This is a genomic window from Amycolatopsis sp. NPDC005961 (assembly GCF_040629235.1).
Lineage (GTDB): Bacteria > Actinomycetota > Actinomycetes > Mycobacteriales > Pseudonocardiaceae > Amycolatopsis > Amycolatopsis camponoti.
This window is the reverse complement of the sequence record NZ_JBEXVF010000006.1, coordinates 105,661-131,252: the sequence shown is the minus strand read 5'-3', so window position 1 is coordinate 131,252 and position 25,592 is coordinate 105,661. Positions and strand designations below refer to the sequence as shown.

The following is a 25,592-nucleotide window of genomic DNA, read 5'->3' as shown; positions in this document are numbered from 1 at the left end:
GTCCGAGGCATCCTCCCGGAGGATCGGGGAGGGGGCAGGGGTGGCCGGAACGCGGGGCGGCCTGTGGCGGCACCGGGACTTCCGGCTGCTGTGGGCGGGCGAGACGACCAGCAAGCTGGGCAGCAACGTCACGACGGTCGCCCTGCCCTTGGTGGCCGTGCTCGGCACGCACGCCGGCCCGTTCACCGTGGGCCTGATCGCGGCCGCGTCCTGGGTGCCGTGGCTGGTGCTCGGGCTGCCGGCCGGGGCGTGGGTCGACCGGCTCCCGCGCCGGCCCGTGCTGCTGGGTTGCGACGTCGTCTCGGCGGCGGCGCTCGTCAGCGTCCCGGTCGCCGCCTGGCTCGGCGTCCTGGCTGTGGCCCAGCTGGTCCTGGTCGCGGTGCTCACCGGGGCGAGCAGTGTCCTGTTCGGCACCGCCTACCGCGTCTACCTCCCGGTCCTCGTCGCCCCGGCGGACCTGCCGGAGGGGAACGCGAAGCTGCAGGGCAGCGAGGCCGTCGCCCAGCTCGCGGGCCGGAGCCTGGCGGGCGTGCTCGCCCAGTGGGCGGGGGCGGTGGCCGGCCTGGTCGTCGACGCGGTGACGTTCCTGGTCTCCGCGGGGTGCCTGGCGGCGATCTCCATGCGGGAGCCACCCCGGTCGGCGGCCCGGAAGCGAAGCACCCTGCGCCGGGAAGTCGCCGACGGGCTGCGGTGGGTGGCTCACGACCGGTACCTGCGCTCGCTGGCGGTGTTCGGCGCGGTCGCCAACGTCGCGCTGACCGGCTACCAGGCGATCCAGGTCGTCTTCTTCGTGCGGGTGGTGGGCGTCGCCCCGGGCGCCGTGGGCGTCCTGGTGGCGGCCCCGGGGGCCGGCGGGGTGCTCGGCGCGGCCGTCGCCGTCCGGCTCGCGCGGCGCTGGGGCAGCGCGCGCAGCCTGCTGGCCTGCCTGCTCACCCTGACCCCGCTCGGGTTGCTCATCCCCCTGACCACGCCTGGTCCCGGCCTCGCTCTCGCCGCGGCCGGCGGGGTCGCCGTCGGCGCGGCGGTCGTGGCCGCGAACGTGCTCGCCGCGGGCTTCCGGCAGACCTACCCGCCACCGGGCGTGCGCGGCCGGGTCGTCGCGACGAGCGGCCTGCTGGCGAACGGTTCGAGCGCGGCCGGCGCCCTGCTCGCCGGTGCCCTCGGTTCCCTCGCCGGCCCGCGGGCGGCGGTGTGGGCGGTCATGGCCGTGCTCGTCGCGGCGACGGGGATCGTCGCCGCCGGCCCGATCCGGACCGGCCGGGACCTCCCCGCCGCCGCGACGGAACCGGCTCGTCAGGCCTGAGGCTCGAGGCGCACCACGATCGCCTTCGACACCGGCGTGTTCGACTTCTCCGCCACCGAGTCCAGCGGCACCAGCGCGTTGGCCTCCGGGAAGTACGCCGCCGCGCACCCGCGGGCCGTCGGGTAGGCCACCACCCGGAACGACGGTGCGCGGCGGTCGCCGTCACGCCACTCCGAGACCAGGTCGACCATCGCGCCGTCGGTCAGGCCGAGCGCCGCGACGTCGTCCGGGTTCACCAGCACCACCCGGCGGGCGTTCTCGATGCCGCGGTAGCGGTCGGAAAGCCCGTAGATCGTGGTGTTGTACTGGTCGTGGCTGCGCATCGTCTGCAGCAGCAGGCGGCCCTCGGGCACCTGCGGGTACTCCAGCGCGGACACCGTGAAGTTGCCCTTGCCGTTGGCGGTGCCGGTGAACTCGCGGGAGTCGCGCGGCGCGTGCGGCAGCACGAACCCGTCCGGCTCGCGGACGCGGCGGTTGTAGTCCTGGCAGCCCGGCACGACCCGCGAGATGCGGTCCCGGATCAGGTCGTAGTCGGTCTCGAACGTCCGCCACGGCACGGCGTGCCCGGCCCCGAACAGCTTCTCGCCCAGCCGGCAGACGATCGCGACCTCGGACAGCAGGTGCTCGCTCGCCGGCTTGAGGCGCCCACGCGAGGAGTGCACCTGCGACATCGAGTCCTCGACCGTGACGAACTGCTCGCCGCTCGCCTGGACGTCGCGCTCGGTGCGGCCGAGCGTCGGCAGGACCAGCGCGGTGCGGCCGTGCACGACGTGGGAACGGTTCAGCTTCGTCGAGACGTGCACGGTGAGCGAGCACGACGCGAGCGCCTTCTCGGTCGCCTCCGTGTCCGGCGTCGCCGACGCGAAGTTGCCGCCGACGGCGAAGAAGACCTTGCCGCGGCCGTCGCGCATCGCCCGGATCGCGTCGACGGTGTCGAAGCCGTGCTCGCGCGGGACCTCGATGCCGAACTCGCCGGCGAGGGAGTCCATGAAGGACTGCGGCATCTTCTCCCAGATGCCCATGGTCCGGTCGCCCTGGACGTTCGAGTGCCCGCGCACCGGGCACAGGCCCGCGCCCGGCTTGCCGATCATCCCGCGCATCAGCGCCAGGTTCGCGATCTCCGAGATCGTCGGCACGGCGTGCTTGTGCTGCGTCAGGCCCATCGCCCAGCAGTAGATCGTGCGCTCGGAGGAGGCGATCATCCGCGCGACGCGCTCGATCTGCTCGCGCGGCAGCCCGGTGGCGCGCTCGACCTCGGGCCAGTCGATCTCGCGCAGGTGCTTGGCGTAGTCGTCGAAGCCCTCGGTGACCCGCTCGACGAAGTCGCGGTCGACGATCGCGCCCAGCGCTTCCTCGTCCCAGGTCAGCAGCAGGTGCCCGACGGCCTGGAACAGCGCGAGGTCGCCGCCGAGGCGGATCTGGGCGAACTCGTCGGCCAGCGGCGTGCCCTTGCCGACGACGCCGCGGACGTTCTGCGGGTTCTTGAACCGCATCAGCCCGGCTTCGGGCAGCGGGTTGACGGCGATGATCTGCGCGCCGTTGCCCTTGGCCTCTTCGAGCGCCGAGAGCATCCGCGGGTGGTTGGTGCCCGGATTCTGCCCGACGACGACGATCAGGTCGGCCTTGTGGATGTCCGCGAGGCTCACGGAACCCTTGCCGATGCCGGTGGTCGCCGCCAGCGCCGCGCCGGAGGACTCGTGGCACATGTTGGAGCAGTCCGGCAGGTTGTTGGTGCCGAACGAACGTACGAGCAGCTGGTAGAGGAACGCGGCCTCGTTGCTGGTGCGGCCCGAGGTGTAGAAGATCGCCTCGTTGGGGTCGGTCAGCGCCTTCAGCTCGCCGGCGACCAGCTCGAACGCGTCGTCCCAGGAGATCGGTTCGTAGTGCGTCGCGCCTTCGCGCAGCACGAACGGCTCGGTGACGCGGCCCTGCTGGCCGAGCCAGTAGTCGGTCTTGCCCCGGAGGTCGTCGATCGGGTGCTTCGCGAAGAACTCGCGGTCCACGCGACGTTTGGTGGCTTCCTCGGCGACCGCTTTGGCGCCGTTCTCGCAGAACTCGGCCAGCTTGCGCTTCTCGCCGTCGACCTCACGGGGTTCCGGCCACGCGCAGCCCGGGCAGTCGAAGCCCTCACGCTGGTTCAGCAGCCGCAGCGCCTTGACGGTCCGGCCGGTGCCCATCTGCTCGACGCTGCGCGCGAGCGACACGGCGACGCCGGGTATCCCGGCCGCCCACCCCTTCGGCTTGCCCACCTCGAGGCGGGTCTCGTCCACGTCCTGCGCCGGCGCTTCACGGGTCATGTGTCCATCGTGCGCTTCGATGATCGCGAGCGCGAACAGGGGTCAGGCTTCGGCGGCGCGCAGGCCCCGGTCGGCGACGGTCACGGCGAGCAGGAGGACGCTGATCACGATCAACGCGACAGCGAGCCGGTGGAGGCCGGCCGAGTCGGCGTGCGGTCCGTAGCAGAGCGCGATCAGCGTCGACGCCACGATCGCGCCCAGGTACTGGGCCGTGCGGAACAAGCCGCTCGCCGTGCCCATCTGCTCGGCGGGCGCTTCGCGGTACAACGTCGTCTGGTTCGCGACGCTCGTCAAACCCTGCGCCAGCCCGAACAACGCGGCCAGTGCCAGCAGCGCGCCGACCCACGTGCCGTCGTGGACGAGCAGCAGCAGCGCCGAACCGCCGATCAGCGCCACCGCGACCGTGAGCAGCCGCGCGCGGATCCCGGAGCCGCGCCCCGAGAACGCCGCCGCGCAGACCGCCGTGCCCGACATCGGCAGCAGCATCAGCCCGGCGGCCTCCTCGGACAGCTGCCGCGCGGTCTCCAGCCACTGGACGTAGCCGAACATGATCGCGTAGATGGCCATGAAGCTCAGGGCTTGCCGCAGGTAGGTCCGCAGGATCGCGCCGTTGGCCGCGAGCATCCGCAGGTCGAGGAACGGGTCGTCGCGACGCAGTTCGACCAGCCCGAACGCGACGCCGAACGCCGCGACGACGGCGAGCAGCCAGGGCTCGGTGCCCGGGTCCATCAGGAAGAACAGGAGCGCGAGCAGGGTCGCCGAGAACAGCGCGATGCCCAGGACGTCGATCCGCTTCGCGGTGCGCTCGCCGCGGTCGTCCTTCGGGACCCAGAGCAACGCCAGCACCAACGACAGCCCGGCGAGCGGGATGTTCACCGCGAAGATCGCCGGCCAGCCGAAGAGGCCGATCAGCAGACCGCCCAGCGTCGGGCCGATCACCATCACCGTCTGCGCGGACATCGACAGCACCGACAGCACGCGCGCGGGCACGCCCTGGCCGCTCGCCTCCGCGTGGTGGCGCAGCACGGCCATCGCGGCCGGGAAGCCGGCGCACGTACCCAGGCCGAGCACGACCCGGACGCCGGTCAGCCAGCCGACGGAGATCGGGATCATGCCGGCGATCCCGGCGATGATCACCAGCGTCGCGCCGCCGAGCAGGACGCGGCGGGCGCCGTACCGGTCGACGAGCAGGCCGACCACCGGCTGTCCGACCGCGGTGGCCAGGTAGAGCGCCGAGATCAGCCAGGCGGTCTGGCCGGGGCCGGCGCCGAAGCTCTGGCCGATCGGCACGAGGGCGACCGCGATGAGGGTGGAGTTGATCGGGTTGAGCACCGCGCCGGCCACCAGCGGGGTGACCAGGCGGGTGCCGAACTTCGCGGGGGCGGTGACGGTGCTCGTGAGGACTCCTTCAGTGTTCGGCGACGCGTTGCAGCAGCGGCAAAGCGCGGGTGACGGCCTCGAGCTCGCCGGGGGACAGGGCGTCCGCCAGCGCCTGGGCCAGCCACTCCTCGCGGTGCTGGAGGATGCCGCGCACGGTGTCGCTGCCGGACTCGGACAGGCTGATCACCACGCGGCGCCGGTCGGCCGGGTCGGGGGTGCGGGCGAGGTAGCCGAGCTCGTCGAGGACGCCGAGGGTGGCGGCCATCGACTGCTGCCGGACGTGCTCGGCGGCGGCCAGTTCACCCTGCGTCGCGGGACCTTCGCGGTGGAGCCGGTTGAGCACGGCGGACTGCGACGGCGTCAGGATCCCGGCGTTGTCGACGTGCCGCAGCCGCCGGTGCAGCTGCGCGACGACGCCGCGGAGCCAGCCGGCGGTCTCGGCCACGTGTGCGGGTACTTCGCCCATGCACACAGTCTAACTGTACAGTTCAGACTGTGCATCTGGGTGTGACGCACTCCCGGCCGGGAGCGCGCGTGGGTCAGTGGCACCCGTCGAGGGTCGGCACCGGGTACTTCGGGTCGTAGTAGCCGGGCGCGTCCTGGTCTTCGCCGGTCGACGGACCCGTCGGCGGGTTCGCGTAGCCCGGCGCCAAGAACCCCTCCCGGGCGGCGGCGCAGCCGACCGACGAGGTCGCGCTCTGCCCGCCGTCGAGCCACAGCCCCTGGCTGGTCTTGGCGACGCGGGAGCCCGTGGCGACGACGTAGGTCTCGTCCACGCGCAGGAAGCTGACGGTCTCGTTCGGGCTGGTCAGCGACTCGGGGTGGACGTTGTCGAAGGCGTACGCGACGACGTACTTCGCGTCCACGGCCAGCTCACCGGGCTTCTCGCCGGCGTGCGCGGTGAGCGTGCCGAACGTGCGGGGACCCGCGTCGAGCAGGTGGTAGCCGTCGGCGATCTCGGTCAGGTAGGAGTCGAAGCCGGCCTTGTCCTTCGCCGGCTTCTCGGCGAGCCGCGGTGTCAGCTGCTCGCGCTGGTCCGGGGCGAAGAGCGCGAGGTAGGCCTTCGGGTCGTGCGCGAGCAGCACGGCGGAGTCGAGGTGGGCGGCGGAGATGGCCTTCCGGGCCTGCGCGTAGGCGTCCGCGACCGCGTCGGCCTTGAAGGCGCCGACCGGGGCCGCGGCGGGCGAGGTGATGCCGTCCAGACCCTTCGGCCAGGTGTCGGCGGGGGTGTTCGCGTAGGGCCGGGCGAGGTCGACCCGGGCGTACTGCGCCACCTGCGTCGGGTTCGGCGCGGCGGCCGGGGCCGGGGTCCGGCGGCCGGCCAGCACGATGCCCGCGGTGGTCACGCCGAGGATCAGCACGAGCACGCCGAGTATCCACCAGCGGCGGTGCGGTTTGCGGACGCCGCGTTTGCGCTGCTTGCGGAGCCGCTTGCGATCCTTCTTGGCGCCGAGCCAGGCGTCGGTCTGCGCGTGCTTGCGCCACTCCGGGTCCATCAGGTCCGGGTGGGAATCGAGCAGGTTGTCGTCGTCCACGTTGCTTTCCCCCAAGGTCGATGCCTGATCATCGACAGCGGAGGACGAGCGTTACGAGCCGAAGAACAGGAACGGGTCCTCGTTGACGCCGACGCCCTGGATCTGGTGCACGATGATGGCCGCCGCGACCAGCACGACCACCAGCACCAGCGCCAGCAGGCCCGGCCAGCGGCTCTGCCCCGGCTGCGCGACCGCGCCCGTGCGGCGCTCCCGCTTGCGGCGCTTCTTGAGCTCCTTCTTCGCGCCCAGCCAGGCGTCCCGCTCGGCGTACTTCTGCCAATCCGGGTTCATCAGGTCGGGGTGCGTCTCCAGGCGCCGGTCGTCCGGATCCTGCGGCTGCTGAGGCTGTGCCATCCCGAGTGCCTTCCCCCTGGGTGACCCGCCGTGACGGGTTCGTAGACTTGTCCATTGTGACCGAGAACGCTCCGCAGCAGACCACCGACCTTCCGGGTGCCTGGGACCCGGCCGCCGAAGAAGCACCGATGTACGACCGCTGGGTAGCGGCCGGGTACTTCACGGCCGACGCCTCGTCGGAGAAGCCGCCGTTCTCGATCGTACTGCCGCCGCCCAACGTGACCGGTTCCCTGCACATGGGGCACGCCCTCAACCACACCCTGATGGACGCGATGAGCCGTCGCCGTCGCATGCAGGGGTACGAGGTGCTGTGGCTGCCGGGCATGGACCACGCGGGCATCGCGACGCAGAACGTCGTCGAGCGCCAGCTGGCCGGCGAGGGCCTTTCGCGCCACGACCTGGGCCGCGAGAAGTTCGTCGAGCGCGTCTGGGAGTGGAAGGCCGAGTACGGCGGCAAGATCCTCGGCCAGATGAAGCGCCTCGGCGACGGCGTCGACTGGTCGCGCGAGCGCTTCACCATGGACGAGAACCTGTCGAAGGCCGTCCAGACGGTGTTCAAGAACTTCTTCGACGAGGGCCTGATCTACCGCGCCGAGCGGATCATCAACTGGTGCCCGCGCTGCCAGACGGCGCTGTCGGACATCGAGGTCGACCACAACGACGACGACGGCGAGCTCGTGTCGATCCGCTACGGCGACGGCGCGAACGCGATCGTGGTGGCCACCACCCGCGCCGAGACGATGCTGGGCGACACCGCGGTCGCCGTCCACCCGGACGACGAGCGGTACGCGCACCTGGTCGGCACCGAGGTCGAGCTGCCGCTGACCGGCCGCCGCATCCCGATCGTCGCCGACAAGCACGTCGACCCCGAGTTCGGCACCGGCGCGGTCAAGGTGACCCCGGCGCACGACCCGAACGACTTCGAGATCGGCCGCCGGCACGACCTGCCGATGCTGACGATCATGAACGAGCGCGCCGAGATCACGGTGAAGGGTCCCTTCGAGGGCCTCGACCGCTTCGAGGCGCGGCCCGCGGTGGTCGCGGCGCTGCGCGAGCTCGGCCGGATCGTGGCCGAGAAGCGCCCGTACGTCCACGCGGTCGGGCACTGCTCGCGCTGCGATACGGTCGTCGAGCCGCGGCTGTCGCTGCAGTGGTGGGTCAAGGTCGAAGAGCTGGCCCGCCTGGCCGGCGACGCGGTCCGCGACGGCCGCACCAAGATCCACCCGCCCGAGCTGGGCAAGCGGTACTTCGACTGGGTCGACAACATGCACGACTGGACGATCTCGCGCCAGCTGTGGTGGGGCCACCGGATCCCGGTGTTCTACGGCCCGGACGGCGAAGTCGTGTGCGTCGGCCCGGACGAGCAGCCCCCGACGGGTGAGGGCTGGACGCAGGACCCGGACGTGCTCGACACGTGGTTCTCGTCGGGCCTGTGGCCGATGTCGACGCTCGGGTGGCCTTCGTCTTCGGAAGATCTGGCGAAGTTCTATCCGACCAGTGTGCTGTCGACCGGCTACGACATCCTGTTCTTCTGGGTCGTCCGGATGATGATGTTCGGCGTGCACCAGATGGACGGGGTGCAGCCGTTCGACCACGTCTACCTGCACGGGCTGATCCGCGACGCGCAGGGCAAGAAGATGTCCAAGTCGCGCGGCAACGTGATCGACCCGCTGGAGTGGATGGACGCGTACGGCGCGGACGCCACCCGGTTCACCCTGGCCCGCGGCGCGAACCCGGGCGCGGACATGGCACTGGCCGACGAGTGGGCGGCGGGCTCCCGCAACTTCTGCACGAAGCTGTGGAACGCGACGAAGTTCGCGATGATGAACGGCGCTTCGGTCGCTTCACCTCTGCCTGCTGCTGGCGAACTGACCGAGTCCGACCGCTGGATCCTGGGCCGCCTGAGCGCGCTGGTGTCCGAAGTGGACGGCCTGTTCGAGGACTTCCAGTTCGCGAAGGTCGCGGGCGCGCTCTACCAGTTCACGTGGAACGAGCTGTGCGACTGGTACCTGGAGCTGGCGAAGGTCCAGCTGTACCAAGGAGATGACGCTCGGGTTTCGTCGACTCGCGCTGTCCTCGGGCACGTGCTGGACACGGTGCTGCGGCTGCTGCACCCGTTCATCCCGTTCATCACGGAGAAGCTCTGGACGGCACTGACCGGCGGTGAGTCGCTGGTGGTCGCTGCTTGGCCCGCTCCCTTCGAGGGCTATGCGGACTCTTCGGCGGACGCGCGGATCGCGGACGTCCAGAAGCTGGTGACGGAGATCCGCCGCTTCCGGGCGGACCAGGGGTTGAAGCCGGGCCAGAAGGTGGCGTCGCGCCTGGCGGGCTACACCGGCGGCCACGAAGAGGCGATCCGCTCGCTGGTCCGGCTGACGGCACCGTCGGACGAGTTCGCGGCGAGCGCGTCCCTCGAGGTCGCACTGGCCGACGGCGTGGTGACGGTGGAGCTGGACCTGTCGGGCACGGTCGACGTGGCGGCCGAGCGCAAGCGCCTGGAGAAGGACCTGGCGGCGGCCCGGAAGGAGCTGACGCAGACGGAGGCGAAGCTGGGCAACGAGGCGTTCATCGCGAAGGCCCCGGAGCAGGTGGTCGACAAGATCAAGGTGCGCAAGCAGACGGCGGTGGCGGACATCGACCGCATCACGTCCCGCTTGGCGGCGCTTCCCGCTTCCTGAGGTTGTTGACCAAAGCCCGGCTCTTCGTTCGGAGGGCCGGGCTTTGTCATGTCTCGATGGTTCGTGCCGCCTCGATCAAGGCGACCGCCTCCCGTGTCACCCGCCGGTCCGAAGGCGTCGCCAGATACGTCTGCATCCGCGGCGACGGCTCCACCAACGGCCGGAAAACCACCCCCGGGACCGGCAGCAGATTGGCGTGCGCCCGGTAGAACACCGTCCAGTGTGGACGGCCGAACCCCAGTGTTCCCAGCGTGTCCTGCGCCGTCGTGAACTCCGTTCCCAGCACCGGCTCGAACCCCGCCGCGCGGCAGCACGACACCACCAGGTCGTACAACGGCTGATTCCGCGAAGGCGAACTGAGCCGCACCGGAAGCGAAGCCAGCGAAGCGAACTCGACGACGTCCGAAGCGGCCAACGGATGAGAAGCAGGCAAAGCCACCATCACCTCGTCCGTCCACAAGGGAGTGAAGTCGAGACCCGAAGACGGCCACGAACCCCGCACGATGGTCGCGTCCAGGGATCCGTCGCGGACTCGCTGCAGCCGCTCGGCCGTCGGGGCGTGGACCAGTTCCAACGACGCCGACGGCGCGAGACGGGCGAAGGCACCCAGCAGGACGTCCAGCCGATCACCCAGGCCTTCGCTCGTGCCCAGCCGCAGGAGGGTCCTCGAAGCGCGGAACTCCGCCACCGAATCCGCCGCCCGGTCGGCCGCCGCCAGTACCGCACGTGCGTGCGGCAGGAACCGCTGTCCCGCCTCCGTCAACGACACCGTCCGGGTCGTGCGCAGCAGCAGCGTCACGCCCAACGACCGCTCCAACCGCCGCACCTGCTGGCTCACCGCCGGCTGGACGATGTGCAGCCGCTCGGCCGCACGCCCGAAGTGCAGTTCCTCGGCCACCGTCACGAAGTACCTCAGCTGGCGTAGCTCCACCGCAAGCCCCATTCATCAGCGTTCGTGATGAGTGTAGAAGCCGGATGCCCATCGAAAAGCGTGAATCCGCAGGCCAGGCTCAAGGCATGCCCTACACGAACGTCAACGACACCCGCCTCTACTACGAAGACGCCGGCGCCGGCCCGGCCCTGCTGTTCCTGCACGGCTGGGGGACCAGCGGCCGCGTCTGGCAGTCGTGCCTGCCCGATCTCGTGCGCGACCACCGCGTCGTCACCCTCGACTGGCGCGGGTGCGGCCGCTCGGACCACCCCGCCGAGGGCAACACCATCGCCGGGATCGTCGCGGACGTCGCCGCGGTGATCGAGACGCTCGGGATCCACCCCACCGTCGTCGGGTCCAGCATCGGCGGGATCTTCGCCACCGAACTCGCGCTCGCCCGGCCCGAGCTGGTCGAGCACGTCGTCGCCGTCGACAGCCCCGGCTACTGGCCGGGCACCGGCATGCTCGACAAGGTGCACGACCTGCGCGAACGCCTCGTCGACGACCGCGCCGGCACCTTCGAGGGCTGGGTGCCCAACTGGGTCGCGGGCGCCGCGCCCGGGCTCGTCGCGTGGACGATCCGCCAGCTGTTCGACTCGGGCGTCCACATCGACGAGCTCTTCACCGAGTGCACCACGTACGACCCGCGGCCGCGCCTAGGCGACCTGAAGGTCCCGATCACCTACCTGCACGGGGAGCTGGACGCCGAGATCCCCCTCGAAGTCCCGCGCACCTGCGCCGCCGAGACGCCCGGCGCCCGGGTGCACGTCCTCGCCGGCTGCGGGCACCTCCCGCACCAGGAAAACCCGCGCGCGTTCACCGCCGCCCTCCTCGAGATCGCCTGAAGGAGCCGACGCATGCCCGAAGTGACGCTCGGAACCACCACCGTCCACTACGACCGGACCGGTGACGGTCCCGCGCTGCTCCTGCTGCACGGCACCGCCGCCTCCCGCGAGCAGTGGGCACCCCTGACGGCGCGAGCGCGGGGCTTCACCGTCCTCGCCCCGGACTTCCCCGGCTCCGGCTTGACCACCGACGACGGCGGACCGATCGAGATCGAGGACCTCGCCGCCCAGGCCGAAGCCGTCCTGGACCACGCGGGCGTCGGGAAAGCCCAGGTCGTCGGGCACTCGCTCGGCGCCGTCGCGGCGGCGCACCTGGCCGGCACCCGCCCGGACCGCGTCCGGAAAGCGGTCCTGCACGCCGCCTGGCCCGTCACGGACACCAGGCAGGACGCCGAATTCCGCCTCTGGCTGGACCTGCTGGAAACCGGGACCTTCGCCCGGATGCTCCCGCTGATGGCGTTCGGCCCGCGCTACTGGGAGCAGGCCACCGCCGAGAGCAACGAGCAACTCGTCAAGACGCTCGAGACGATGATCGAGCCGGGCGCGGACCGGCAGATCGAAGCCGACCGCGGCGTCGACCTGCGGCCCGTCCTCGGGAGGATCACCGCGCCCGTCCTGGTTCTCGGCAGCGCGCACGACCGGCTGGTCACCGCGGACCAGCAGCGTGCGCTGGTCGCCGCGATCCGGCACGCGCGCGCCGCCGAGATCGACGCGGGGCACGGAGCCCCGGCCGAGCTGCCGGACGAGTTCGCCCGGATCGTGCTGGCGTTCGTCAGTGCAAGGACTTGAGCACCACCGCCGCCACACCCGCCATCCCGGTCTTCAGCGGGTGGTAGGCGGCCGCCTCGAAGATGTTCTGGTTCCTGCCGTTGATCCACGCCGACCCGCCGCGCGCGCACGCGTCGTGGCCGCGGGACGGGCCGAAGGTGTCCACGAACTCCGCGTCACCGTTCGAGGCCGCGTCTTCCAGCGCCCGGTTCAGGTCGGCCTCGACGCTGTTCAGCCACGCGTAGTCGCCGTCGGCGAACGGCAGCACGTCCGGGCAGTAGCCCTTCTCCGGCGCGATCCGCGGGTAGCCGACCACGAGCACCCGCGCCCGCGGGGACCGCTCGTGGATCGCGGCGAGCACCGCCTCGACCCGGGGGCCGATGTTGCCGATCGCCGACGTGACCGAGCCGTCGAAGTGCTCTTCGCAGGGGCTGCCGGTCGGGTCGCTCGCCCGCAGGCCCGGGCAGGTCGAGATCAGGCTGCCGAACACGTCGTAGTCGTTGCCGCCGATGCCGAGCGTGACCAGGTCGGTGTCGATCCGCAGCGCGCCCAGCTGCGGCGGGTTGGTGCCGTTGAACGGCACGCCCTGCGGCCGCGTCATGTTCGTCGTGTCCGCGCCGGCGCAGCTGACGTCGGTGAACCGCCCGGCGTGCAGGGCCGCGGCCAGCACCGAGGGGTAGTTCGCGGTGGACCGCCCGCAGCCCAGCGGGTCGAGCCGCTGGACCGGGATGAACGGCCCGGAGGTGTAGGAGTCGCCGAGGGCGACGTAGCTGCCGATGCTCGCCACGGAAGCCGCGGTGGCGGCGGTGGCCGACGCCGGCAGCAGGATGGCTGCCGAGACGACGGCGGTGAGCAGCCGGGGGATGCGCATGAAGACCTCGTTCTCGCTGGTGGAAACGCTCCTTCCACATCTAGCGAGCCCCGGACGGCGAGGGGACGGACTTCACCCGCCAGTCGGGTCACCGTCGCCGTGCTCACGGTAAGTGATCAGCGTGCGCCAGAACAGCAACGGCCGGACGGTGCTCCCGGGCAGCAGCCGGGCCGCCTCCCGGCGCACCTCGGCCAGGGTCGGGTAGTCGTCGACGACCGGGGCCCGCGGGCCGTCCTCCCCGCCGCCGTTCAGCCGCTCGCCGGCGTAGACGACCAGCCGCGCGAGCGCGTTGACCGGGAAGGCCGCGATCGCCCGCGCCCAGTCCGCCGGGGTGCTCGGTTTCGCCAGGCCGAGCACCACGAGCACGCCGCCCGGCACCAGCGCGCGGCGCAGCTTGGCGACCGTCGCGAACGGCATGTGGTGCAGGGACGCGATGCACGAGATGAAGTCGTAGTGCTCGTCGGGCAGGGCGTCGGTGGTGATGTCGGCCTGCCGGTAGACGATCTTGCCCGGCCCCGGCGAACCCAGGCCCGCCGCCGCCTCGACCATCGCGGCCGAGACGTCCACCGCCTCCACCGCCATGCCGGTCGCGGCCAGCCGCCGCGCGAACCGGCCGGTGCCGCACCCGACGTCCAGCGCGAGCCCCGGCCCGGGCGGCAGCTGGTCCAGCAGCAGCGGGTGGTAGTGGTCGTTGTGGTTGAACGGCATGCGTCGAGAGTGCCACCGATCGCGCACGTAGACTCGGAAGGCAAGCACGAAAACCCCAGGCCGGAGGAGAGTCAGTGCCGCAGGATGAGACAGGTCGCAGGCCGGACCTGTCCGATCTCGACAGCTTCGCGGGCGTCGACGAGCTGGGTGCCGAAGGGTACGAGGACTCGGACGACCACGACCCCGAGCTGGACGCCCGTGACACCGCGTTCGAAGCCGGTGGCGGCTCGCGCGGCGGGATCGGCGGTGTCGGCCAGCTGGGCGACAACCTCGCCACCGGGCCGGTGCCCGACCTGAGCGTGCCCGAGGACACCGAGCTGCACGAGCTCGACGACCAGGGCGAACCCGAGGTCCACGGCAGCCCGGACGGCCCCGAAGCCCGCCGTGAGCTGATGGCCGTCGAGGCCGAGCTGAACCAGCGCTGGCCGGAGACGAAGATCGAGCCGTCGCTCACCCGGATCTCCGCCCTGACGCAGCTGCTGGGCGAGCCGAACCACGGCTACCCGGTGCTGCACGTCGCCGGCACCAACGGCAAGGGCTCCACGGCCCGGATGATCGACGCGCTGCTGACCCGGATGGGCCTGCGCGTCGGCCGCTACACCAGCCCCCACCTGCAGCTGGTCACCGAGCGGATCGCGCTCGACGGCCGGCCGATCTCGGCCGCCCGCTACGCCGAGCTGTGGCACGACATCGCGCCGTACGTGTCCATGGTGGACGGTGCGAGCGCGGACGGCGTCGAGATGAGCAAGTTCGAGATCCTCACCGGGATGGCCTTCGCCGCCTTCGCCGACGCGCCGGTGGAGGCCGCGGTCATCGAGGCCGGCCTGGGTGGCGCCTGGGACGCCACGAACGTCGCGGACGCCGACGTCGCCGTCATCACGCCGATCGGCGTCGACCACGTCGAATACCTGGGGCCCGACGCGGTGAGCGCGGCGCGCGAGAAGGCCGGGATCATCAAGCCCGGCTCGGTCGCGGTCATCGCCGAGCAGGACCCCGAAGTGCAGAAGGTGCTGCTGGAACGCGCCGTCGAGGTCGACGCGGCGGTCGCCCGCGCGGGCAGCGAGTTCGGCGTGCTGGAGCGCGAGGTCGCCGTGGGCGGGCAGCTGCTGAAGCTGCAGGGCCTCGGCGGGGTCTACGACGACATCTTCCTGCCGCTGCACGGCGCCCACCAGGCCGCGAACGCCGCGCTCGCGCTGGCCGCGGTCGAGGCGTTCTTCGGCGCGGGCAAGGACAAGCAGCTGGTCATCGAGGCCGTCCGCGAGGCGTTCGCCGAGGTCGAGACCCCGGGACGGCTGGAGCGCGTCCGCGCGGCCCCCGCGGTGATGATCGACGCGGCCCACAACCCGCACGGCGCCCGCGCGCTCGCGGCGACCGTGGCCGAGGAGTTCGCCTTCCGCCGCCTGGTCGCGGTGGTCGGCGTGATGGCCGAGAAGGACGCTCAGGGCATCCTCGACGCGCTGGAGCCGGTGGTGTCCGACATCGTCGTGACGCGCAACTCGTCGCCGCGCGCGATGCCGCTGGAGGAGCTGAACCAGCTGGCCATCTCGGTGTTCGGCGAGGACCGGGTGGTCGCCGAGACCGACCTGGAGACGGCGATCGAGACGGCGATCGCGCTGGTGGAGACCAGCGATGACCCCGAAGAGCCGCTCGCGGGCGGCGGTGTGCTCGTCACCGGCTCGGTGGTCACCGTCGGCGAGACGCGCACGCTGTTCGGGAAGGAGCCGGCGTGACGGAGCCGACGGAGAAGCCCAAGCCGAAGGACCCCATGAAGGGCTTCCGCGGCGTGATGTCGGGAACGCTGATCATGGAGGCGATCACGGTCGCCCTGGCCCTGCCGGTGGTGAACAAGCTCGGCGGCGGGATCAGCACCGGCACCGGCTGGACGGTACTCGCGACCGCGCTGGTGCTGGTCGCGCTGTGCGGGTTCGTGAAGAAGCCGTGGACGGTGCCGGTCATCCTCGGCGTACAGGTGGTGCTGATCGCGCTGGTGTTCTGGTTGCCCGCGATCGCCGTCCTGGGCGTGGTGTTCCTGGCGATCTGGCTGTGGCTGCTGTGGCTGCGCAAGGACGTCGCCCGCCGCATGGCGGCCGGCACCCTCGCGAGCCAGCAGCAGCCCCAGCCCTGACCTACCGCAGCACGACGACCCGCAGCACGGGTGAGCGCAGGATGTCGGCTTCGCAGAAGCGTTCCTTCACCCATTCACCCCGGCTGTAGAGCTTCGTCTGGTCGCTGAAGTACGGCGACTTCGGGTTGGCCGACTGCGAGTACGTCAGCACTGTCGAGGAGTCCGGGCACGCGCGCCCGCGGAACCCGACCACCTGGATGTAGCTGGAGCCGTGCGCGACCTCGACGTTGCCGCGCGCCGGGTCCCACACCGGCGTCATCACGTTGAGCACGCCCAGGAAGCCCTGGCCGCCGTGGATCGGGATGCGTTCGCCGTTGCGCGTGACCGCCTGGCCGTCCCTGAGGCGAGCGTCCGGCGCGAGTCCCGCCGTGCGCAGCTCCACCAGCGCGTCCCCGAACGCCTTCCGGACGTCCGCGTTGGCGACGTTGAGCGTGTTCGGCGTGGTCAGCGGCGCCTTCGGGTCGAACGGCACCGAGAAGCGGTCCACCGATCCGAGCCGCGCGGCGAACCGCTGGAACAGCAGCGAACCCCGCGTGTCGAGCGTGTACGTGTGGTCCCAGTTCGCGATCGCCGAGCACGCCGGTCCGACCGGGACCGGGCCGGACGACGACGGCGCCTGCCCGCCCGGGAACGACGCGCACAGCTTCGCCAGGTCCGCCGCCGTCAGGTCGGCGAACAGGCTGTGGTCGGCGAAGAGCATCTTCTTCATCGAGTCCGTCGTGAACCCGCCCTTTTCGGCGGTGAGCAGCGCTTCCCGCGTGCGCGGCGAACGCTCGGTGCCGATGTCCCCGACGATGTGCGGGTAGCCCGTGATGGGCGCCTCCGCGTTGGCCAGCCAGGCGCTGTCGTTGGTGTTCAGCTCGTAGTCCCGGCTCTGCTGCCGCGGCAGCCGCGAAGGCGCGAAGATGCCCGGCTCGAGCGCACCGGGGTCGGAACCCCACTGGCACGACGACTTCGATCCGTCCAAAATGGCCAGTCCGACGGCCGGGAAGGTCTGCTGTCCCAAGGGAGTGCTGCATAGCTTCGCCTGCTCGTCGGTGACGTGCGGGACGACCTGGATGTCGGCGTAGAGCGCGTTGCCCGCCCGGTCGGTGGCGATGGTGTTGACCCACGGGACACCCTGCGTGCGGCTCAGCGCGCCGACGATGTCGGCCGTGCTGCGCGCCTGGTCGAGCTCGAACCACGTGTTGAGCCCGCGCATGTTCGTGCCGTTGGCGTCGCGCACGGTGTACGCCGACTTCGTGGTCCACGGCAGCGGAATGCCCTGGAAGTCGGTCATCACCGGCCCGTACCGCGTCGACCAGAAGGTCTGGCGGACCGGCTTCAGCGAGCCGTCGGCCTGGCGCACCGGGACGGTGACCTCGCGGGAGGTCATCTTCTCCGGCTTGCCGTCGACGAGGTACGTCGTCGGGTCGCCCGGCTTCAGCGGCACCTCGAAGAGGCCGAACGTGACCGGCGTGGACACCGTGTGCGTCCAGGCGGCGTCCGCGGTGTGCCCGATCTGGACGAACGGCATGCCGAGCAGGCTCGCGCCGGCGACGTCGAGCCGGCCGGGGATGGTCAGCTGGCTCTGCCAGAACCGGCGCCCGGCGTGCCACGGGTAGTGCGGGTTGCCGAGCAGCACGCTGCCCTGGCCGGCCGCGGTGGAGTCCGCGCCGATCGCGATGCCGTTGCTGCCGAGCCCGCTGCCGTTCAGCGCCTGCGCGACCTTCGCCGACAGCTGCCCGCCGGTGCCCGGGGCGGGCGTCGCGCCGGACGGCGGCGCCGTGAACAGCCCTTCGGTGACGACGCCCTGGCCGCCGGTGATCGCGATGGCGTAGTAGTGCCGGTAGAAGTCCTGCTCGGTGATCGGCCGGACCCAGTCCGAGCCGTGGCAGGCCGGGTCGGAGATGCCGGCGCGGCCGGTGCGCGCGAGGTAGGCGTTGAACCCCTTGACGTAGCCGGAAACGACCTCGCGGACCTCGCGGCGCGGCCCCAGCGGCGCGGGCTGCGCGACCAGCCGGTCGACGATCCCGGAGTCGTTGATCCGCTGGAAGAACAGGTCGCTGTGCAGGTTGCTCTCCGCCTCGGACAGCGACGGGTAGCCGCCGCCCTCCGGGCCGAAGTACTTCGATCGCTGCCCGCTCACCGTGAGGTAGATGTTCGCGAGCTCGCAGACGTTGTCGGTCGCCGCGGCGAAGCCGTACCCGTAGCCGAGCCCGGCGTAGTCCTTGGCGACGATGTGCGGGATGCCGTGTTCGGTGTAGCGGAGGACGGCCTTTCCGCCGTCCTGGCCCGCTTCCGCGATACCGGTCCCCAGGGTGGTGATGGTGAGCGCCGCCGTCAGAACCGCCAGGCTTTTCCTGAATGGTCTCATCTGACCCCCTTGTCGTATCGCCACGCTACCGAGGGACACGGCGTCCGGGCATGGGGGAAAACCCGGGGATGTCGTTCACCCGCGCGCAAACCGGCGTTGGCCGGGGCGGGATAGAAACCGCGCATGACCGAACCGACCCACCACTCCCGCCGCACGCTGCTCAAGGCCGGTCTGACCGGCGCCGCCGCCACTCTCGTGCTGCCTTCGACGGCGTTCGCCGCGGCACCGCTGCTGCGCGGCGACCGGCCCGTGCTCACCCACGGCGTCCAGTCCGGCGACGTCACCCCCGGCTCGGCGATCGTCTGGTCCCGGGCCGACCGGCCGTCGCGGCTGTGCGTCGAGATAGCCCGCGACCCCTCGTTCCGGCACGCCCGCCGCGTGCCCGGTCCGCTCGCCGGGCCGTCCACCGGCGGGACCGGGCAGGTCCGCGTCGCCGGCCTCGCGCCCGGCACCGAATACCACTACCGCGTGACGGCCGAGTCCCTCGACGGGCGTTCGGCGAGCGAGCCGCTGACCGGCCGGTTCGCCACCGCACCGGTGGGCCGCCGCGACACCCGGATCCTGTGGTCGGGCGACGTCGTCGGCCAGAACTGGGGCATCAACCCGGACCTGGGCGGCATGACGATCTTCTCGGCGATGGCCGCGCGGCGCCCCGACCTGTTCCTGCACAGCGGCGACACGGTGTACGCCGACGGCCCGCTGACGGAGACGGTCACCCTCCCCGGTGGCCGGACGTGGCGCAACGTCGTCACGGCGGAGAAGTCCAAGGTCGCCGAGACCCTCGACGAGTACCGCGGCCAGCACGCGTACAACCGCCTGGACGCCAACTTCAAGCGCTTCGCCGCGCAGGTACCGGTCTACGCCCAGTGGGACGACCACGAGGTCCTGAACAACTGGTACCCGGGCGAGATCCTCGACCTCCCGGCCTACACCGAAAAGCGCGTCGACGTGCTCGCGCCGCGCGCTTACCAGGCGTTCCACGAGTGGCACCCGATCGACTCGCGCCAGGCCGTCGACGGCCGCGTCTACCGCAGCTTCGAATACGGCTCGCGCGCCGAGATCTTCGTGCTGGACATGCGGACCTACCGCAACGCCAACACCGCCGACCAGACCAAGCCGGGCTACATCCTCGGCGACCGGCAGGCCCGCTGGCTGGCCGACGCGCTCGGCCGCAGCACGGCGACGTGGAAGATCGTCCAGGCGGACATGCCGCTGGGCCTGGTCGTCCCGGACGGCACGGACATCGAAGCCGTGGCGAACAACCGGCCGGGCGCGCCGGGCGGGCGCGAGACGGAGCTGGCGTGGGTGCTGCGGGAGATCCAGCGCCGGCGCGTCCGCAACGTCGTCTGGCTGACCGCGGACGTCCACTACACGGCGGCGCACCACTATTCGCCGGACCGCGCGGCCTTCCAGGACTTTGACCCGTTCTGGGAGTTCGTTTCCGGGCCCCTGAACGCGGGCGCTTTCGGGCCGAACGCCCTGGACCCGACGTTCGGCCCGGAGGCGGTGTTCGTCCACGCCCCACCGGTCGCGAACACGGCCCCGATCGACGGCTTCCAGCATTTCGGGGAGCTGAACATCGACGGCGGGAGCGGTGACCTGACGGTGGACCTCAGGGATGCCACCGGGGCGTCGCTGTGGTCGAAGAAGCTGCACCCGCAGGGCCGCTGAACACGGTCGGCTACGCTCACGCGCACCGACCCAAACCGCACCAAGGAGAAACACCGTCGTGACTGAACGCACGCTGGTCCTCGTCAAGCCCGATGGCGTCGCGCGCGGCCTCGTCGGCGAGGTCGTCTCGCGGATCGAGCGCAAGGGCCTGAAGCTCGCCGCCCTCGAGCTGCGGACCGTTCCGCAGGCGCTGGCCGAGGAGCACTACGCCGAGCACAAGGAGCGTGCGTTCTTCGGCGACCTGCTGGAGTTCATCACGTCGGGCCCGCTGGTCGCGCTGGCCGTCGAGGGCCCGCGGGCCATCGCCGCGTTCCGTCAGCTGGCCGGCGGCACCGACCCGGTCGAGAAGGCCATCCCGGGCACCATCCGCGGCGACTTCGCGCTGGAGACCCAGTACAACCTGGTCCACGGCTCGGACTCGCCGGAGTCGGCCGAGCGCGAGCTGAAGCTCTGGTTCCCCGACCTGTGATCGGCACCGGGGCCACGCCCGCGCGTGGCCCCGGTTCTCCCCAGGAGCGACCATGACGACGATGCCGTTCCCGGCCCGCGACTACCTCCCCGTCCTGCGGGAGCTGACGGACGCGTTCGCCGCGCGGCTGCACACCGCCGACGCGGCTGCCGCGGTGCCGGACTGCGCCGGCTGGACCCTGGCCGACCTCGGCACCCACCTCGGGAACGTGCACCGCTGGGCCGCCACCGTGGTCACCACCGGCGAAGTGCAGCCGCAGGACTTCGAAACCGGCGCGGGCGCCGACCTGGCGTCCTGGTACGCCGAAAGCGCCGCACTGCTGCTCGAGGCGCTCGAAGCGGCCGTCCCCGAAGACCGGTGCTGGCACTTCGGCGGTACCGAAAAGACCAAGGCGTTCTGGTTCCGCCGCCAAGTGCACGAAACCGCCGTCCACCTCGCCGACTCGGGCAGCGACCACGCACTGGACCCGGCCGTGGCCGCGGACGGCGTCGACGAGGTCCTGACCGCTTGGCTCCCGCGCGTCACGCGCTGGCACGCCGCGCCGTCGCTGACCGCGCCCCTCGCGCTGCGCGCCACCGACACCGGCGACGTCTGGACGCTGCACCCGGGCGAACCGCCCGCGCTCGGCCCGGCGACCGAACCCGCCGCGACCGCCGAGGCGCCGGCCCGGGACCTCCTGCTGCACCTGTGGAAGCGAACGGCGACCCCGCCGAGCGTCAGCGGTGACACCGCGATCGCCGACCAGCTCCTCAAGGCCCCTTTCACCGCCTGACCCGGTAGCTGTTCTAGACCATTCAGGCGGCGTTCACCGGGAAGCCTTCCGCCGGCCGTGCCGCTGCGCTGTGCTGGTCGGGCTCACTCTCACTCGATACTGGGGTACCTGGTGAAGAAGTCACACTCTCTTTTCGGGGGTCCGGGTGGCGGAGCCCCCGGCTCGGGGCGAAGCTCCGGTTGTTACCGCGTAGTGCTGCCGTTCGTCGCCCTGGTCGCGACGGCGTTCGCCGTTCCCGCCCACGCCGATCCGCTCCGGGCGCCGCTCGGCACGCCGCCGGTCGAGGCCGCGCCCGCCGCGTCGTCCGACCACCAGGCTCCGGCGACCTTCGCCGCCGCGGATCCCGACGACGGGCTCGTCACCGGCAGCGCGACCACCGAGGTCGCGCCCGGCTTGAACCTCACCCAGTTCGACCGGTTCGACCCGGCGGGCTGGATCCGCGGCGACACCCTCGCCGTCGACCTGGGCAGCAAGGTCCTGAAGCCGGCGTACCTGAGCCCTGGCACGGTGTCCGCGCGCACGCCGCTTTCGCAGCAGCTCGCGCGCACCGGCGCGGTCGCCGGCGTGAACGGCGACTTCTTCGACATCAACGCCACCGGCGCGCCGATCGACGTCGGCATCGACCACGGGCAGCTGCAGACCGCACCGGCGGCCGGCCACAACTACACCGCCGCGATCACCGACGCGGGCAAGGCCCAGCTGGCCTCGGTGTTCCTCGAAGCCGCCGTGACGCTGCCCGGCGGCACCGTCAAGGCCACGAACTTCAACAGCCCGGTGCTCGACACGGACGCGATCGGCGTCTACACGCCGTTGTGGGGCGCCTCCGGCCGCGCGACCTCGGTGGCCGGGGCCTCCCGGGTGCGCGAGGTCGAGCTGCGCGACGGTGTCGTCACCGCCGTGCGCGAGCGGCCCGCGGACGGCCCGATCGCGGCCGGGACCACGCTGCTCTTGGCCCGCGAAGCCGGGGCGGACGCCCTCGCGGCGATCGAGCCGGGCGACCCGGTGGACGTCACGTACGCGCCGCGCTCGGACGCCGGGAAGATCGCGGTCGCCGTGGGCGGCAACGAAGTCCTGCTGCGCGACGGCGTCGTGCAGCCCGTCGACGACGTCGCGATGCATCCGCGGACGGCGGTCGGCTTCTCCGCCGACGGCAAGCGGCTGTGGCTGGCCACTGTGGACGGACGCCAGGCCGACAGCCGCGGCATGACCGAGCTGGAACTCGCGCGGCACATGAAGAGCCTCGGCGCCGACGACGCGATCAACCTCGACGGCGGCGGCTCGTCGACCCTCTTGGCGCGCAACGAGGGCGAAGCCGCGCCGAGCGTCCGGAACGCGCCGTCGGACGGCGGGGAACGCCTGGTGCCCAACGGGATCGGCTTCGCGACCGTGCCGGGCAGCGGCAAGCTCACGGCGTTCTCGCCGACGCCGGCCGTCGCGACCGGCGACGCGAACCGCGTCCTGTCCGGCCTGACCCGGCACCTGGTCGCCGACGGCCACGACGAAACCGGGGCGGCGGTCGCCGCCGACCCGCGCTGGAGCACGTCGGACCCGCGGCGGGCCACCGTGACCCGCGGGGTCGTCACCGGGCACGGTGCGGGCGCCGTCGACGTCGTGGCGCGCTCGGGTCGCGCGGCGGGGAAGACGGCGCTTTCGGTGCTGGGCAAGCCGGTCCGGCTCGGCACGAGCACCGAGCAGGTCGCCTTGTCCGGTGCGGGCGCGAAGAGCACGTTCGAGGTCTACGGCTACGACGCCGACGGCTACGGCACCTGGCTGGAGCCCGACGACGTCAAGCTCGACTACGACCACTCCGTCGTGCGGGTCGAGCCGTCGGGGGACGGGTACGCGGTGACCGCGCTGACCGCGTCCGGCGCTTCGGCGATCACCGCTTCGGCGGGCGGCCTGACCACGCACCTGGCGGCGTCGGTCGGGACCGTGGCGCAGGTCGCGTCGCCGCTGGACGGGCCGGCGGGCTGGACGGCCACGGTGTTCCCGGCGGTCGTCGGCGCGGCGCTGTCCGCGGCGCCCGGGCGCGCCGGCGGCGCCGGTCTCGCGCTGGACTACCGGCTCACCGGCACGACCGCGACGCGCGCCGCGTACGTGACGCCGTCTTCTCCGCTCGTGGTTCCCGCGGGCACGCAGAAGATCGGGCTGTGGGTGAACGGCGACGGCAAGGGCGCGTGGCTGCGGGCGGAGCTGCGCGACGCGGCGAACGTCGCGTCCATCGTGGACTTGTCGCTGAGCGTCGACTGGACGGGCTGGCGGTACGTCACCGCCGCGGTCCCGGCCGGGCTGCCGGACGGCCAGCGGCTGGCGCGCTTCTACGCCGTGGAAAACGTGCCGGACCAGCAGTACGAAGGTCACCTGGTGTTCGACGACCTGACCTTCGAGGTGGCGCCGACGACGGCGGTGCCGGCCGATCCGGCGCCGCGTGACCCGACGCTGGTCACCGACGGCACGCTGACCGGCGGCCTGCGCGTCGCGGTCGTCAGCGACGCGCAGTTCACCGCGGACGACCCGGCCGGCCCGCTGGTCGCCCAGGCCCGCCGCGCCCTGCGCGAAGCCGTCGCGGCGAAACCGGACCTGGTGCTGATCAACGGCGACTTCGTCGACCGCGGCACGGCACCCGACTTCGTGCTCGCCAAGCAGGTGATCACCGAGGAACTGGACGGCAAGGTGCCCTGGTACTACGTGCCGGGCAACCACGAAGCCGAAGGCGGCAACGGGCTCGCCAACTTCCAGGCGGCGTTCGGCGTGACGCACCGGGTCGTCGACGTGCACGGCATCCGGCTGGTGCTGATGGACTCCTCGCGCGGCTCGCTGCGGGCGGGCGGGTTCGACCAGGTCCGGATGCTGCGGGACGCTCTCGACTCGGCGGCGGGGGACCGGTCGGTCCGCGGCGTCGTCGTCGCCATGCACCACCCGGTGAAGGACCCGAGCCCGACCGGGAACTCCCAGCTCGGCGACCGGAAGGAAGCGACGCTGCTGACCCGGTGGCTGACCGGGTTCGAGCAGGCGTCCGGAAAGCCGGCCGCTTCGGTGGCTTCGCACGCCGGCGTGTTCTCGCTGTCGCGGGTGGACGGCGTGCCGTACCTGGTCAACGGCAACTCGGGCAAGGCACCCGCGGCCGCGCCCGGCGACGGCGGGTTCGTCGGCTGGACGCTGCTGCGCGTCGACCCGGCCGACCACGCGCAGCCCGTGCGCTTCGAGACGCGGCCGAACGTCGACTCCCTGACCTTGTCCGGGCCTTCCTCGCTGAAGCGCGGTGAGCGCGCCGAGGTCCGCGCGACGCTGCGGCAGGGGACCCGCGACGTGCCGGTGTCGTACCCGGTGAGCGCCGACTGGACGGTCTCGTGGGGCGTCGTCGCGTTCGACCCGGCTTCCGGCGTCCTGACGGCGTTGCGGCCGGGCGTCGCGCGGCTTTCGGTGACGGTCAACGGGGTGACGCGGACGCTGGTCGTGACGGTCCGGGGTTAAACCGTTCGGTTTTTGTCGGTGCCCGCTCGTATGGTCGGGGTGTGGACGAATCGGAGGACCGGGAACCGGCGCTGGTGCAGGCGAAGGCACTCGTGAAGCGCTTCGGCGAGTTCGAGGCCGTGCGCGGGATCGACGTGGAGGTGCGGCGCGGGGAGGCGTTCGGCTTCCTCGGCCCGAACGGCGCCGGCAAGTCGTCGACGATGCGGATGATCGCGTGCGTGTCGCCGCGCACGGACGGCGACCTCCGCGTGCTGGGGCTGGATCCCGAGGTCGCCGGGCCGCGGATCCGCGCGCGCCTCGGCGTGGTGCCGCAGCTGGACAACCTGGACGTCGAGCTGACGGTCCGGGAGAACCTGGTGATCTACGCCCGGTACTTCGGGCTGTCCCGCGCGGCGGCGCGGGCCAAGGCGGACGAGCTGCTGGAGTTCGCGCAGCTGAGCGACCGCGCGGCCGACAAGGTCGACCCGCTGTCGGGCGGCATGAAACGCCGGCTGACGATCGCGCGGTCGCTGGTCAACGACCCGGAGCTGCTGCTGCTCGACGAGCCGACGACCGGGCTCGACCCGCAGGCCCGCCACCTGCTGTGGGACCGCCTGTTCCGGCTGAAGGAACAGGGCACGACGCTGATCGTCACGACGCACTACATGGACGAAGCCGAGCAGCTGTGCGACAGACTGGTGGTGATGGACCACGGCCGGATCGCCGCGGAGGGGTCGCCGTCGGAGCTGATCAGCCGGTACTCGACGAGGGAGGTCGTGGAGCTGCGGTTCGCGTCGGGCCACCAGGTGGCGTCGGCGCAGCAGGTGGAGGGCCTGGCCGAGCGCATCGAGGTACTGCCGGACCGGGTGCTGCTCTACAGCGACAACGGCGAAGACACCCTGGAGCACGCCCACGCGCGCGGAGTACGGCCGTTGTCGAGCCTGGTGCGCCGCAGTTCGCTGGAGGACGTGTTCCTGCGGTTGACCGGCCGGACGCTGGTCGACTGATGCGGAACGAACTGACCGCGCCGCCGCCCGCCGGGCCGATCGGTGGTGTCCTGCCGCGCTCGCTTGCCT

General features: G+C 72.0%; 20 protein-coding genes. 11 read left to right on the top strand and 9 right to left on the bottom strand.

Annotated features, from left to right (window positions below):
* Nucleotides 1-40 precede the first annotated feature (40 nt).
* Nucleotides 41-1,303, top strand: a complete 1,263-nt coding sequence (locus ABZ342_RS07965; protein ID WP_360470037.1) for an MFS transporter — start codon at nt 41-43, stop codon at nt 1,301-1,303.
* Here ABZ342_RS07965 and ABZ342_RS07960 read toward each other — a convergent pair.
* The 5 genes from ABZ342_RS07960 to ABZ342_RS07940 all read right to left on the bottom strand — a co-directional run bounded on the left by ABZ342_RS07960 (nt 1,294) and on the right by ABZ342_RS07940 (nt 6,869).
* The gene (locus tag ABZ342_RS07960; protein ID WP_360470035.1) at nt 1,294-3,600 is read right to left on the bottom strand and encodes an FdhF/YdeP family oxidoreductase; all 2,307 of its coding nucleotides are present in this window, start codon (nt 3,598-3,600) and stop codon (nt 1,294-1,296) included. The two genes, ABZ342_RS07965 and ABZ342_RS07960, sit on opposite strands and share 10 nt — an antisense overlap.
* A 42-nt stretch (nt 3,601-3,642) precedes the next feature.
* Nucleotides 3,643-4,944 carry an MFS transporter gene (locus ABZ342_RS07955; RefSeq protein WP_360470032.1) on the bottom strand — a complete coding sequence of 434 codons (1,302 nt, stop codon included), beginning with the start codon at nt 4,942-4,944 and terminating at the stop codon, nt 3,643-3,645.
* Nucleotides 4,945-5,008: 64 nt separating this feature from the next.
* The gene (locus ABZ342_RS07950; protein WP_360470029.1) at nt 5,009-5,446 is read right to left on the bottom strand and encodes a MarR family transcriptional regulator; all 438 of its coding nucleotides are present in this window, start codon (nt 5,444-5,446) and stop codon (nt 5,009-5,011) included.
* Nucleotides 5,447-5,519: 73 nt separating this feature from the next.
* A complete protein-coding gene (locus tag ABZ342_RS07945) occupies nt 5,520-6,515 on the bottom strand; it encodes a hypothetical protein (protein ID WP_360470026.1) in 996 nt (331 codons plus the stop codon).
* A gap of 51 nt (nt 6,516-6,566) precedes the next feature.
* Nucleotides 6,567-6,869: a hypothetical protein gene (locus ABZ342_RS07940; RefSeq protein WP_360470023.1), complete on the bottom strand. Its 303-nt coding sequence runs from the start codon at nt 6,867-6,869 to the stop codon at nt 6,567-6,569.
* A gap of 56 nt (nt 6,870-6,925) precedes the next feature.
* On the opposite strand from ABZ342_RS07940, the gene ABZ342_RS07935 reads away from it, so the two are divergent.
* Nucleotides 6,926-9,547, top strand: coding sequence for a valine--tRNA ligase (locus tag ABZ342_RS07935; RefSeq protein ID WP_360470020.1), 2,622 nt, complete (start codon nt 6,926-6,928; stop codon nt 9,545-9,547).
* Between the two features lie 46 nt (nt 9,548-9,593).
* Here the strand turns inward: ABZ342_RS07935 and ABZ342_RS07930 are convergent, their stop codons facing one another.
* A complete protein-coding gene (locus ABZ342_RS07930; RefSeq protein WP_360470017.1) occupies nt 9,594-10,478 on the bottom strand; it encodes a LysR family transcriptional regulator in 885 nt (294 codons plus the stop codon).
* 86 nt (nt 10,479-10,564) lie between these two features.
* On the opposite strand from ABZ342_RS07930, the gene ABZ342_RS07925 reads away from it, so the two are divergent.
* Entirely contained in the window at nt 10,565-11,323 is a 759-nt protein-coding gene (locus ABZ342_RS07925) for an alpha/beta hydrolase (RefSeq protein WP_360470014.1), read from the top strand.
* A gap of 12 nt (nt 11,324-11,335) precedes the next feature.
* A complete protein-coding gene (locus ABZ342_RS07920) occupies nt 11,336-12,112 on the top strand; it encodes an alpha/beta hydrolase (protein ID WP_360470011.1) in 777 nt (258 codons plus the stop codon).
* On the opposite strand, the gene ABZ342_RS07915 is transcribed toward ABZ342_RS07920, so the two are convergent.
* Together ABZ342_RS07915 and ABZ342_RS07910 are read right to left on the bottom strand one after the other, a co-directional pair.
* Complete coding sequence (locus ABZ342_RS07915; protein ID WP_360470008.1) at nt 12,096-12,962, bottom strand: SGNH/GDSL hydrolase family protein; 867 nt, start codon at nt 12,960-12,962, stop codon at nt 12,096-12,098. The genes ABZ342_RS07920 and ABZ342_RS07915 overlap by 17 nt on opposite strands.
* A gap of 72 nt (nt 12,963-13,034) precedes the next feature.
* Nucleotides 13,035-13,670 (bottom strand): class I SAM-dependent methyltransferase, encoded by a 636-nt coding sequence (locus ABZ342_RS07910; RefSeq protein WP_155545661.1) that lies wholly within the window; start codon nt 13,668-13,670, stop codon nt 13,035-13,037.
* Between the two features lie 74 nt (nt 13,671-13,744).
* Between ABZ342_RS07910 and ABZ342_RS07905 the strand changes: the two genes are divergently transcribed.
* Complete coding sequence (locus ABZ342_RS07905; RefSeq protein WP_360470005.1) at nt 13,745-15,400, top strand: folylpolyglutamate synthase/dihydrofolate synthase family protein; 1,656 nt, start codon at nt 13,745-13,747, stop codon at nt 15,398-15,400.
* Entirely contained in the window at nt 15,397-15,795 is a 399-nt protein-coding gene (locus tag ABZ342_RS07900; protein ID WP_360470002.1) for a DUF4233 domain-containing protein, read from the top strand. The genes ABZ342_RS07905 and ABZ342_RS07900 overlap by 4 nt, the downstream gene beginning before the upstream one ends.
* 1 nt (nt 15,796) lies before the next feature.
* Here the strand turns inward: ABZ342_RS07900 and ABZ342_RS07895 are convergent, their stop codons facing one another.
* Nucleotides 15,797-18,151, bottom strand: a complete 2,355-nt coding sequence (locus tag ABZ342_RS07895) for a penicillin acylase family protein (RefSeq protein WP_360470000.1) — start codon at nt 18,149-18,151, stop codon at nt 15,797-15,799.
* A 123-nt stretch (nt 18,152-18,274) separates the two neighbouring features.
* On the opposite strand from ABZ342_RS07895, the gene ABZ342_RS07890 reads away from it, so the two are divergent.
* From ABZ342_RS07890 to ABZ342_RS07870, 5 genes are all read left to right on the top strand, one after another.
* Nucleotides 18,275-19,822 (top strand): alkaline phosphatase D family protein, encoded by a 1,548-nt coding sequence (locus ABZ342_RS07890; protein ID WP_360469997.1) that lies wholly within the window; start codon nt 18,275-18,277, stop codon nt 19,820-19,822.
* A gap of 58 nt (nt 19,823-19,880) precedes the next feature.
* A complete protein-coding gene (gene ndk / locus ABZ342_RS07885) occupies nt 19,881-20,291 on the top strand; it encodes a nucleoside-diphosphate kinase (protein ID WP_155545666.1) in 411 nt (136 codons plus the stop codon).
* Between the two features lie 52 nt (nt 20,292-20,343).
* The gene (locus ABZ342_RS07880; protein WP_360469994.1) at nt 20,344-21,063 is read left to right on the top strand and encodes a maleylpyruvate isomerase family mycothiol-dependent enzyme; all 720 of its coding nucleotides are present in this window, start codon (nt 20,344-20,346) and stop codon (nt 21,061-21,063) included.
* A 192-nt stretch (nt 21,064-21,255) separates the two neighbouring features.
* Nucleotides 21,256-24,537 carry a phosphodiester glycosidase family protein gene (locus tag ABZ342_RS07875; RefSeq protein ID WP_360469991.1) on the top strand — a complete coding sequence of 1,094 codons (3,282 nt, stop codon included), beginning with the start codon at nt 21,256-21,258 and terminating at the stop codon, nt 24,535-24,537.
* A 41-nt stretch (nt 24,538-24,578) separates the two neighbouring features.
* Nucleotides 24,579-25,523: an ABC transporter ATP-binding protein gene (locus ABZ342_RS07870; protein ID WP_155545669.1), complete on the top strand. Its 945-nt coding sequence runs from the start codon at nt 24,579-24,581 to the stop codon at nt 25,521-25,523.
* The last annotated feature ends 69 nt before the right edge of the window (nt 25,524-25,592 follow it).

Coding starts and splice junctions, on each gene's coding strand:
- ABZ342_RS07925 (WP_360470014.1), top strand. CDS start 10,565: ATGCCCTACACGAACGTCAACGACACCCGCCTCTACTACGAAGACGCC.
- ABZ342_RS07910 (WP_155545661.1), bottom strand. CDS start 13,670: ATGCCGTTCAACCACAACGACCACTACCACCCGCTGCTGCTGGACCAG.
- ABZ342_RS07890 (WP_360469997.1), top strand. CDS start 18,275: ATGACCGAACCGACCCACCACTCCCGCCGCACGCTGCTCAAGGCCGGT.
- ABZ342_RS07940 (WP_360470023.1), bottom strand. CDS start 6,869: ATGGCACAGCCTCAGCAGCCGCAGGATCCGGACGACCGGCGCCTGGAG.
- ABZ342_RS07920 (WP_360470011.1), top strand. CDS start 11,336: ATGCCCGAAGTGACGCTCGGAACCACCACCGTCCACTACGACCGGACC.
- ABZ342_RS07915 (WP_360470008.1), bottom strand. CDS start 12,962: ATGCGCATCCCCCGGCTGCTCACCGCCGTCGTCTCGGCAGCCATCCTG.
- ABZ342_RS07960 (WP_360470035.1), bottom strand. CDS start 3,600: ATGACCCGTGAAGCGCCGGCGCAGGACGTGGACGAGACCCGCCTCGAG.
- ABZ342_RS07880 (WP_360469994.1), top strand. CDS start 20,344: ATGACGACGATGCCGTTCCCGGCCCGCGACTACCTCCCCGTCCTGCGG.
- ABZ342_RS07950 (WP_360470029.1), bottom strand. CDS start 5,446: ATGGGCGAAGTACCCGCACACGTGGCCGAGACCGCCGGCTGGCTCCGC.
- ABZ342_RS07895 (WP_360470000.1), bottom strand. CDS start 18,151: ATGAGACCATTCAGGAAAAGCCTGGCGGTTCTGACGGCGGCGCTCACC.